Below are 11,922 nucleotides of genomic sequence, written 5' to 3' on the forward strand. Positions count from 1 at the left end.
AAATTGTTTTGCTGGCATCATGTTTGATGTCCAAAATTTTGTTTCGTTCACCAACTCAAGGTTAGCTACTAAAAACTTTATTGATTACGTTTTGCATGTTCAGTTTTCAAGGTTCATTTTTCACCGTCGTTCGACGACAGGATTTAATCATATCAAAACATCAATATGTTTGTCAACAACTATTTCAAAACATTTTATTCGTTCGCTGTCGAAGTGACAGGAACTAAAATATACCACAATAACTTTTTATCTGTCAACACTTTCAATCAAATAAGTTTTTTCAATATAGTTGATTAAGCGACAGCTAAATAATACAATCGGATTAAACTCTAATGACATTTCAAATTCCCGACTCAATCGAGGGCTGCCAACACGATATTATCGCTCCTATAAGAGTCATAAGAAAATCATTTTTACATTTCCTTATTAAGCTAATGGGGGCTTTAGGTTTTAAAAATAATCAAACTTTTATATAAATAACTTAATCTATCACATTAAATAAGAGCATGTTTCGATGAATTTTTTCAAAACATGCTCTTTAGATATGTTCCCATATCAAGGTTATATCGTTAGTTTAATCAAACTTAATTACAAAGCTACAACGGGCTACTCGTTTTCTGTGGAAAGCTTTGCTCTGCGACAGGAGCACTAAGTTGTCCTCCGCTACAATGAACTAAAAATGGGGATACAAAAGCAAAATATCAATAAAAAAATCCTTTTACCGGTCTACATTCCCCAGATCATCACACCTACTATTATTTATTCTTCAATATTGTGCAATAAAAAGCTTGTCGCCATTTGGAACTGTAAATCATTTTGACGGTCCTCTTTGTATTTTTTCAACGTTTCGTTCAAGCTGTTAAAGAAGGTAGTGTCTAGATGAATATTACCTTCTGCCTGATTCAATTTCTTATCCTCTCGATAAAGCTTAACAGCCTCCGCTGTCGATTCATCCAAGTAACCGTCTAAACGAGCAATTTTATAGCCTAGCTTTTTTAAAGCATTTTGCGTATAAGCAATTTCCTCACTCATGTCGCCCTCTTTAAACTTCCCTGATAGTGGATGCATTTGGAAAGCGAATAATTCATTTTGTTCAATAACTAAATTAGCCTCAATACCTTGCCCATGAATCCATTCGCGCTTTGGTGTCAGCCATTTATTTGTGGACAGTTTAAGCTCTCCACCATTTTTCAGAGACCAAGACTCCTGTACTGTTCCCTTGCCAAAACTCTTGACACCAACAAGGGAAGCACGTCCCCAGCTTTTTAAAGCGCCACTAAGTACTTCACTAGCAGATGCACTGCCCGCATTCTGTAACACAACAATCGGTATTTTGTACATTGTCTGCAAATATTTTTCATCAAAGCTTTTTGATTCCGTTTTTAATGGTTCCATAGCACCTTCAGCATTTTGCATATAGGCAAAAACTTCGCCTTTCTCCAATACCGTGCTTAGTAGCGCTGCGACGCTATGTAAATAACCACCTGGATTATCCCGCACATCAATTACTAACCCTTTTATATCTTTTCGAAGCAATTTACTCGTTTCGGCAACCCATTCATTGGCCGTTTTCTCACCAAATAGTGAGATTTCCACATAACCTATCGGAGTATTTTCTACGTTCACTACTTCGCTCGTTATTGTTTTATTGGAGATTGCCGCTCGTTCCATCGTCATTTTAATATGCTTATCTTCACTTGGACGATAGACGACAATAGTTACTTTCGTCCCCTTCTCTCCTTGAATTAATTGCATTAGTTCACTCATCTTTTTACCATCTACTCGAACGCCATCAACTTGTACAATTTCATCGAGAGAGCGCATTCCTGCTTTATCTGCTGGGGACGAACGGACTGGAGACACTACAATGAATTTTCCGTTATTTTCAGATAGCTCAATCCCAATACCCACTCTTTCCTCGGCTAACATTTGTCGGTGTTGTTCCGCCTCTTCCTTCGAATAATAGGTGCTGTAAGGGTCCTTAATAGCATCTGCCATACCACGAAGTGCCCCCTCCACTAATGCATCTTTTTTCGTACTGTATACAGATTTTTCCTCAATTAAATTCAACGCTTCATTAATCGAATCAACCTCTGCTACGACCGGCTCCTTTTTATCCCCTAAATTAAACCAGTCAAAATAAAATCCACTACCTAGCAATAGACTACTAGCAAGTACGCCGACACCAGCCATTATTTTGCGCAAACCTTCCCTCCTCCGTCTCTTTTACTGTATGAATTTAATTTTTCAAACATACAAGATTAATCTTCAAAATAATTTGTTGAATTCTATGATTTTTGTTTCGCTAGTATTCTATTTTGTATCGCGGGTATTTATCTTCTTAGCTCGGGTATTCTATTGCGGACAACTGGTATTTGCCTTTCTTGCTCGGGTATTCTATCGCGTATCGCGGGTATTTTCCTTTCTTCCGCGGGTATTCACTCCACATTCGCGGGTATTTTCCTTTCTTCCGCGGGTATTCACTCCACATTCGCGGGTATTTTCCTTCCTTCCGCAGGTATTTGATAAACAAGGGAATATTCACATAAAAAAATCTGCTTCGTTTCTTCCGGAAAACGAGCAGATTCTTTGAAATTTATTATTTGCTTAGTCCATTGCATCTACATAGCTTTTTAACATTTCCACATTCATCGGCCCTGTAATAGCACGTCGAATATATCCATTTGAATCAATAAAATAGGTTGTAGGAATCGTTATTACTTGGTAGGCAAAGCCGGCTGAGTTTTTCTGGTCGAGTAAAATGGGAAATGTTAATTTGAAACTTTCTTTAAATGTCATGACAGAATCTATTTTTGCGTCCTCTGTAACATCTCGTTCAGCCTTTGTTAAATTGACAGCTATTATTTCTACATTATCTTTTTTAGCATTTTGTTCGTAATAATTTTGCATATGTGGCATTTCTGCCTTACATGGTGGACACCATGTTGCCCAAAAGTTTAACACGACTTTTTTTCCACGAAGCTCACTCAATGTCACATCTTTACCATCCAAACTTGTTAAAGTAAAATCCGGTGGCGTATCTCCATTGTTTAAACCAATCTTTCGTTCATCCATTTCTTTCCCTAGAGAAGCTGTTTCAATTTCACGATCCTTATCAATCTGCTGTTTAACATATGTACCAATCATCGCGGCTACTAATAACACGACGATAAGCAGCCCAATATTTTTTTTCATTCCGTACCTCCCAATAATTCCGTACTCTTTTTGAACAGTATCATTTAGATGCGTCCGCAAAACGCTGAATCGCTATACCTAATATCAATATTATGACGCTCACCCCTACAGCCGGTTGCCATAAACCATGTGGCTGAAATAGTGCAACAATCATAAGACCAATCGTATATAAAAATAATGCACGATTGATAGCTGTTATTTTCCATAATATGAGGATTGTTAGTGTACTTAGCACAAGTAAAGTAATCAATTCGCTATATGTTTCATTATCATTTAGTAACACTACAAGCCATTGATAGAGTGATTGCGTTAAAATGATTGCCCAACCGCAAGCAACGATTCCAGTTGCGTCAAAGTGAATTTTTTGTCGCTTCCACCAAAACTGTAGCGATGCTGCCATCACCCCTAAAAAGACACCCATTGTTCCACCATTAAAATAAAGGAGCGCAAATGGTTGAGCGATAACAGCTTTAAAATCAGTGACAATTATGCTAAATTTCCAAACGACAATAAAGGTAAAGACTGCGTCTCCATACACCTCCGCCCATTTCTTCGGAAATTGTACCCGTAAAACTAGCCATACAATGATAAATGCCACAAGAAGAGCGACAGCTGTTGCTGGTAATGTTAGTGTCCGAATAGAGAACCATTCTGTATTATTCACCTAAGAAATCCTCCACAAGAAAAGATAGCTTCAGCATAGCATATAATCTTTATATGAACTGTCATTTCACACCATGTTCAAAAAATCTTCCTGAAACATGCAAAGAATAGGCTATTGATGAACAAAAAAAGCCATACACTAGAAGAATCCTAATGTATAGCTTTCAATATTTTTATACCGGAATATACTTCAATGGATTTACACTACCGACTGCTTGTCCACGCCAAGCGCCAATATGCACTTCAAAGTGTAAGTGCGGTCCTGTTACACGTCCAGTCATACCCATTGTTGCTATTTGCTGACCTTGGGATACCTCTGAACCAACACTAACATTGAAAGAATTTAAGTGTGCATACACAGTCGTATAAATTTGACCGTCGATGGAATGTGTAATGATGACAACATTACCATACGTGCTAAGTGGTGCAGCATAGGCAACAACACCGTCAGCAGCTGCCCAAATTGGAGTACCTGTACTATTTGCAAGATCGACTCCATAGTGGAATTCTGGACCTGCACCAATATTACGCCAGCCATAAGGTGATGTTAAACGACCATTTGTTGGCTTAATCCATGTACCATTCGATTGTGGGGCATCGACTGTCGAAGACCCAGATCCAGACCCACCACCACTATTGCTTGAATTTGATGCCTTGGCTGCGGCAGCGGCTGCAGCTGCCTTACGTTTTGCTTCTTGTTGACGAGCAATTTCAGCTAATCGATTTTGCTCATCAATGATTTTTTGTTGTAATTCCGCACTAACCTCAAGGGCCTCAGAATATTCTTTCTCAAGCAATACTTTTTCTGATTTCAGCTTTTCTTGCTCTTTTTCTAATTGATCAATTAATTTGTTTTTCTCAGCTTTCTGTCCATCCAATGATGATTTTAAACGATCAAGCTCAGCTTTTTTATCTTCGAGCTTTTGACGTTTACTTTCTAAGACTTGCTTTTGTTCCTCTAATTTTTGCTTGTCCTCTTTTTGATCCTGGATAATTTGTCGATCTGCTTCAAGTAATGCATTGACAGCAGAGAATCGATCGATAAAATCTACGAAGCTATTAGAACTAAGTAGTACGTCTAAATAGCTAACAGAACCACCCGCCTGAATGGCACGAGCACGATCCTCTAACAATATATCACGCTCTTCAATTTTTTTCAGAAGCTCTGCTATGCCATCTTCTAAAGACTTTATTTCTGCATTTGTAGATTTAATGTCTGCCTTTACATTTTTGATATTGCTATTCGTTTTATCAATTTCAGCATTTAATGTTTGAATTTGATCTAATAATTTTTGTTGCTTGTTTTCATTTGTAGAAATAGCATTTGTTTTATTATTGATGGATGAATTTAAGCCATTTTTCTTTGATTCAATTTGTTTTTTTTCATCTTTTAAATCCGATAAACTAGTTGCATACGCTGATGGAGTTTGGATAAAAAGAAATAGTGCAGATGCTGCAGCAAGTGTTTTTAATGAGTTTTTCGCCATACTTTTCACCGGTTGAACTCCTTTTCGACTATTATTTTGGTTGATTGTCATTCCGGCTAACACAACTAAGCGTGAAGCCAAACAAAAACTAGATTTTTAAAAACTTACGTACTGACATGAAACTTCCCCAAATACCAATTAGTACACCGATGAGTAATAGTAGACCGCTTACTTGGTACACAAGAGGTGTGAAATCAAGTACTTGAACAAGTTCGCCTTTTAATCGAGGCGCAATAATTTTATATACATTGTGGTAAAGAGTTGCGATGACCGCAATCGGAATAATAGAACCTAAAATTCCGAGCCACATTCCTTCTAATAAAAATGGGATACGCACGAATGAATTCGTTGCTCCGACAAGTTTCATAATTTCTATTTCATCACCGCGTGCAATAATGGTAATTCGAATCGTATTAGAAATTAAGAAAATTGCTGTAAATAATAATCCTAAAATAAGCACTATCCCTACGTTGCGGCTAATATTTAAGAAGTTAAATAGTTTTTCTACTTTGCCTTCACCATACATAACGTCATATGTATACTCAAATTTATCAATTTTTTTAGCAACAGTAGCTGTTTGCTGAGGATCGGAAGCCTTCACATAAATAACATTACGTAATGGATTACTTTGCTCAAATAGTTTAAAATCGTCCCCAAAATCTTTTACTAATTTGGTTAATTCATTTTCCTTTGTCGAATAGGTCATCTCTGCGATATCTGGTAATTTCTTTATTTTTTCCATGAGCGCTTTTTCAGCAGCTTTATCTGCTGTTTCATCGATTAACACTTTAATTTCAACATCGTTCTCTAAATCAGATGCTACTTTATTTAAATTCATCATAATAAGCGCGAATACGCCTACTAATATTAATGTAACTGTTACTGCACTCACTGAGGCAATAGTCATCCAGCTATTACGGCCAAGAGACTTAAAACTTTCTCGGAAGTGACGTTTTACCGTATTAAATTTCATAGCCGTAGTCACCTCCATGCTCATCACGGACAATCATTCCGCCTTCAATTGCAATTACTCGACGACGAATCGTATTTACGATTTCACGGTTATGGGTTGCCATTACAATAGTTGTACCTCTTGCATTAATTTCTTCGAATAAATTCATAATGTCCCAAGATGTCTCAGGATCTAGATTCCCAGTAGGTTCATCCGCAATAACGACCTTCGGCACATTCACAATAGATCGTGCAATCGAAACACGCTGCTGTTCGCCACCTGAAAGTTCATTAGGGAACATTCTTGCCTTTTGCTTCAGTCCCACGAGCTCTAAAACCTCCATTACACGACGGCGAATTTCTATAGGGTCTTCCTCGATTACCTCAAGTGCAAACGCTACATTTTCATAAACGCTCAAACGAGGTAGCAGTTTGAAGTCTTGGAAAACAACACCGATTTGACGACGTAAAAAAGGTACCTTTTTATTTTTCAATTCTGCTAGATTTATGCCATTAACAGTGATTTCACCAGAAGTAGCTCTTTCCTCGCGGTACATTAATTTAATGAATGTAGATTTACCTGCACCACTTGGACCTACAACATAGACAAATTCACCTTGCTTTATGTTAACGGAAAGCCCATTTGTCGCAACAACGCCATTTGGGTACTTCTTTGTCACATTTTTCATTTCTATCATATTTAAACCACCTAAATCTCTTACCATGTAAGAGGTATTTCGTTACCTATTATAGCACTCTATTTCTCCCTTTTTTATTACAGTTTCATTTCATTACGTGGTAGTTCTTGTTATTTCGTTATTTGATTGCCATAAAAATAGCATAAACTCGACATATAAGAAAACAGAAATCGAGCCCAATATAGGAAAGTCGATTTCTGTTTTTCTTATGTTTTTAAGCAGTAAAAAAGCATTCAAGCTATGCTGTTTTGCATAGCCTGAATGCTTTTTGTTATATCAATTATGCCTCGGCATAATTGCGTCCGGAATCGGCTTTGTGCCTGCACAAAGAACTCCTTTCCGATTCCGTGACATCCGCCGGAGGCTTTAGGCCAACACGATGTTGGTCACTCAGTCGTTGCCACAGGACGTGGCGTTCTTAGAATGAGTTCCTCTATTTCAGCAGTGTTTGCACACCCGCTGAAAAGTAGCTTAAACCCGCATTCATCTCACCACCTATAGAGGTGGGAGAATTTTGTACCTGACGCTTCGCTTTCGCTACAGAAAATAATTGCTGAAAGAAGTTAAATTTGCTGCTCGTCAGTTGTTGTATAGCGTACTAAAACTGCACCTGTTTTAGACTCACCTTCGATAAATAGACGATTAGCATTCTCTACTTCTTTATCAAAACGTACTACTTTTGATAAAAATTGATCCTGTGATTCAATTTTTGAAGCATCTTGAATACCAACATCTACTTTACCAAAATTCGTAACAATTTTACCGCTTAACGATATTGTACGCGGCACATACAATTCAACGGCTCCTGCGACTGTTTGTGCTTTGATTTTCGATGAATTAGTAGAGCAAGTTGTGACAACAACATGTCCATTAACCGATTTTGCTTCAACTTCATCCAATGCGCCATCTAAATAGACACGGCCATTCAATGTTTCAGCCTCTAAATCTTTACCACGAACATTTGTAAATTCAATCGAACCATTAGAAGAATCCACTTCTGCCTTTCCAAAGTTAAACTTAGAGCCTTTAATCGCACCGTTTAATGTCTTTACTTTTAATTGCTCGAAATCCGTATCTTGTAATGTAACGCTACCGTTCATTAATCGTACTGATAATTTTTCTAATTTATCCTTTGGAACAAGTACTTTAACATTTACTTGAACAAGCTTTAGTTGACTTAAAATTCGTAGTGAATCTCCATCTTCTTTAACAACGAATTGCTCTAGGAAATTAGCACGTGTTTCTTCTTCACTATCATTAACAAGAGGTGCCTTTACTTTGCAAATGACTTGGAAGCTATCTCCTTCAGCAGTTTCTAATGAAAAATTGCCATTCGGTAATTCAGCAATTATTTTTTCTACATGTTCTGCTGCAACTTCTTCTGTATGTGTAAACTCGAATTTATCACCAAATGGAGAAGTGACATCAAATTCTTTGACCTTTTTTACTGCCGTATTCATCATGTCCATAAAGAGTGAACCGATTTGTGTTAAATCTTTACGGAAATCTCGCATTTCTTCTTGGAAATATTTAGAGAATTCTTCATCTTTTTGCGGTTGTTCATCTTTGTGACTTTCATTTTTAAAGACTGACTCTTTTTCTGTTGGGGAATGCTGGTCCTCATTTGACACATCATTCATAACATTTTGAGTGGACTTGCTAGGTTGCTCTAATGCTTCTAATAATGTAATCGCCTCTTGCGCTGAAATTGTTCCTTTTTCCACAAGTTCTAAAATTCGTTGACGTTCATTTTGCATAATTAAAATAGCCTCCCTCAGTTCGTTATATTATTTATACGAAACATATTGTGAAAAGTTTCACCCAAAAATGAAAAATTGGGAATATATCTTTTTTTAGGCTCATTACCATAACGTGGGGTTGATTTCCGTTCCGGCTGGGCGCTTTTCCTGAGGGCGTCCGATGAGCCGCTGATCCCCAAGGAGTCGAATGTCACCCAACTTTTGATTTTTATCGACATCCACCTGCGTAGTATGCCCCTATCGTAAAAAAGTTCGCAAATCCCCTTAGGAAATTTGCGAACTTTTTTAGAGTCCATGGACTTTATTGAGAGGCCTTGGCTAAAACAGCCTCCATACGCATACGATCTCTTGTCAATATTGGCTTTAAATATTTTCCTGTATAAGAGCCACTTACTTCAGCTACTTCTTCTGGTGTACCTGTTGCAATAATAGTACCACCTTTGTCTCCACCTTCAGGTCCTAAATCGATAATGTAGTCTGCTGTCTTGATGACATCTAAATTATGTTCAATTACTAGCACTGAATCGCCATTTTCTACAAGACGCTGTAAAACAACGAGTAAACGTGCAATATCATGCGCATGTAAGCCCGTTGTCGGCTCGTCTAAAATATAGAATGATTTACCTGTTGAACGACGGTGTAATTCAGAGGCTAATTTTACACGCTGTGCCTCACCACCAGATAACGTTGTGGCAGGTTGTCCTAATTTCATATAGCCTAACCCTACATCCACGATTGTTTGTAGCTTACGCTGGATTTTCGGAATATTTTCGAAGAATACTACTGCGTTTTCAATCGTCATATCTAAAATATCCGCAATGCTCTTATCTTTATATTTCACTTCAAGTGTTTCACGGTTATAACGCTTCCCATGACAAACTTCACATGGCACGTAAACATCTGGTAGGAAATGCATTTCAATTTTTATAATACCGTCACCACGACAAGCCTCACAACGGCCTCCCTTAACGTTGAAGCTAAAGCGACCTTTTTTATAGCCACGTACCTTTGCCTCATTTGTTGTTGCAAAGACATCTCGAATATCATCAAAAACGCCTGTATACGTAGCAGGATTAGAGCGAGGTGTACGACCGATTGGTGATTGGTCAATATCAATAACCTTTTCGAGCTCATCCATCCCCGTTACTTCTTTATGTTCGCCCGGCTTTACCTTTGAACGATTCAGCTTTTGAGCTAATGACTTATATAAAATTTCATTAATAAGCGTTGATTTACCTGACCCTGAAACACCTGTTACGGCAACGAATAAGCCAAGTGGTACATCAACTTTCACATTTTGAAGATTATTTTCCTTGGCACCTTTAATCGATAATTTGCGCCCATTCGGTTTGCGTCGCTCTATTGGCAGTGGAATAAACTTCTTGCCACTTAAGTATTGCCCCGTCAATGACTTTTCATTTTCCATTACTTCCTGCGGTGTTCCTGCCGCTACAATTTGACCACCATGCACACCTGCACCAGGACCAACATCAATAAGATAATCCGCCGCCAGCATCGTATCTTCATCGTGCTCGACAACAATAAGCGTATTGCCGATATCACGCATATTTTGCAGCGTACTAATAAGACGGTCATTATCACGTTGATGCAAGCCGATTGATGGCTCGTCTAAAATATAGAGGACACCCGTTAATCGCGAGCCGATTTGCGTCGCAAGGCGAATTCGTTGAGCTTCTCCCCCAGAAAGTGTCCCTGCTGCTCGGCTTAACGTTAAGTAATCTAACCCTACATTGACAAGGAAGCCCAGTCGCTCTTCAATTTCGCGTAATACAAGTCGAGCAATTTTCATATCCTTTTCTGATAAATCCAGCTCTTTGAAAAATGTATCAGCTTCCTGAATCGAATACTGTGTAACTTCACCAATATGCTTATCTGCTAGTTTTACAGCTAATGTTTCAGGCTTTAAGCGATAACCTTTACAAGAAGGACATGCTTGCTGCGCCATATATTTTTCCATTTGTTCACGTACGTAATCAGACGTTGTCTCCTTAAAACGTCGCTCCACATTATGGACAACACCTTCGAATTCAATCATTTGATCTCGCACATTGCCAAACTCATTTTCATAATGGAAGTGGATTTTATCTTTACCAGAACCATATAAAATTTTATCCATCTGTTCTTTCGGAAGATCCTTTACTGGGACGTCCATCGGAATATTATAATGATCGCATACAGCCTTTAATAACTGTGGATAATATTGAGAGCTTGTTGGTTCCCACGGTGCTATAGCATGCTCTAATAAACTACGATCCCAATCAGGCACTACTAAATCAAGATCTACCTCTTGTGTCGAGCCTAAGCCATCACAGCTTGGACAAGCTCCAAATGGACTATTAAATGAAAACATGCGAGGCTCTAGCTCACCGATTGAAAATCCACATAATGGACAAGCATGATGCTCACTAAATAATAATTCCTCATGCTCCATCACATCGACAAGTACTCGCCCATCTGCCAAACGTAATGCTGTCTCTAAGGAATCACTAAGACGTGCCGCGACACCTTCCTTCATAACAACACGATCGATGACTACTTCTATTGAATGCTTTTTGTTTTTATCAAGTTCAATCGCATCATCTAAATCACGTAGCTCGCCGTCGATACGTACTCGAACAAAACCTTGCTTTTTTAAATCTTCCAGTAGCTTTACGTGCGTTCCCTTACGCCCTGATACCATTGGAGCAAGTAACTGCATTTTCGTTCTTTCTGGATAAGTTAATAAACGATCGACCATTTGCTCAATGGTTTGGGAGGTAATCTTAATACCATGATTTGGACAAATAGGCTTACCGATGCGCGCAAATAGCAAACGTAAATAATCATAGATTTCCGTTACTGTCCCAACTGTAGAACGTGGGTTACGGCTCGTTGTTTTTTGATCGATTGAAATAGCAGGAGATAATCCCTCAATCGCATCGACATCTGGTTTATCCATTTGACCAAGGAATTGACGAGCATAGGCTGAAAGGGATTCTACATAGCGACGTTGTCCCTCTGCATAAATCGTATCAAACGCTAATGACGATTTCCCTGAGCCCGATAAACCTGTTAGTACTACTAATTGATCACGTGGAATTGTGACATTAATATTTTTTAAATTATGTGCTCGTGCACCCTGCACGACTATTTCAGTATTTTTCACAA

8 protein-coding genes are annotated in these 11,922 nt (G+C 38.3%); all 8 read right to left on the bottom strand.

The window, feature by feature from the left end; genetic code table 11:
- Positions 1-759: 759 nt before the first annotated feature.
- The 8 genes from ABH968_RS24025 to uvrA all read right to left on the bottom strand — a co-directional run bounded on the left by ABH968_RS24025 (position 760) and on the right by uvrA (position 11,920).
- Positions 760-2,205 carry a S41 family peptidase gene (locus tag ABH968_RS24025; RefSeq protein WP_370048074.1) on the bottom strand — a complete coding sequence of 482 codons (1,446 nt, stop codon included), beginning with the start codon at positions 2,203-2,205 and terminating at the stop codon, positions 760-762.
- A 402-nt stretch (positions 2,206-2,607) separates the two neighbouring features.
- Positions 2,608-3,195 (bottom strand): peroxiredoxin family protein, encoded by a 588-nt coding sequence (locus ABH968_RS24030; protein WP_370048076.1) that lies wholly within the window; start codon positions 3,193-3,195, stop codon positions 2,608-2,610.
- Positions 3,196-3,235: 40 nt separating this feature from the next.
- Positions 3,236-3,859: a hypothetical protein gene (locus ABH968_RS24035; protein WP_370048078.1), complete on the bottom strand. Its 624-nt coding sequence runs from the start codon at positions 3,857-3,859 to the stop codon at positions 3,236-3,238.
- Between the two features lie 172 nt (positions 3,860-4,031).
- On the bottom strand, positions 4,032-5,354 hold the full coding sequence (locus ABH968_RS24040) for a murein hydrolase activator EnvC family protein (protein ID WP_370048079.1): 1,323 nt from the start codon (positions 5,352-5,354) through the stop codon (positions 4,032-4,034).
- Positions 5,355-5,433: 79 nt separating this feature from the next.
- On the bottom strand, positions 5,434-6,318 hold the full coding sequence (gene ftsX, locus ABH968_RS24045) for a permease-like cell division protein FtsX (protein ID WP_370048081.1): 885 nt from the start codon (positions 6,316-6,318) through the stop codon (positions 5,434-5,436).
- Positions 6,308-6,994 carry a cell division ATP-binding protein FtsE gene (gene ftsE / locus ABH968_RS24050; protein ID WP_370048083.1) on the bottom strand — a complete coding sequence of 229 codons (687 nt, stop codon included), beginning with the start codon at positions 6,992-6,994 and terminating at the stop codon, positions 6,308-6,310. The genes ftsX and ftsE overlap by 11 nt, the downstream gene beginning before the upstream one ends.
- Before the next feature lie 563 nt (positions 6,995-7,557).
- The gene (locus ABH968_RS24055; RefSeq protein WP_370048084.1) at positions 7,558-8,751 is read right to left on the bottom strand and encodes a DUF4097 family beta strand repeat-containing protein; all 1,194 of its coding nucleotides are present in this window, start codon (positions 8,749-8,751) and stop codon (positions 7,558-7,560) included.
- Between the two features lie 304 nt (positions 8,752-9,055).
- Positions 9,056-11,920, bottom strand: a complete 2,865-nt coding sequence (gene uvrA, locus ABH968_RS24060; protein ID WP_370048086.1) for an excinuclease ABC subunit UvrA — start codon at positions 11,918-11,920, stop codon at positions 9,056-9,058.
- Positions 11,921-11,922: the final 2 nt, after the last annotated feature.

It is taken from the genome of Lysinibacillus sp. RC79 (assembly GCF_041262405.1).
Taxonomy (GTDB): Bacteria; Bacillota; Bacilli; order Bacillales_A; family Planococcaceae; genus Lysinibacillus.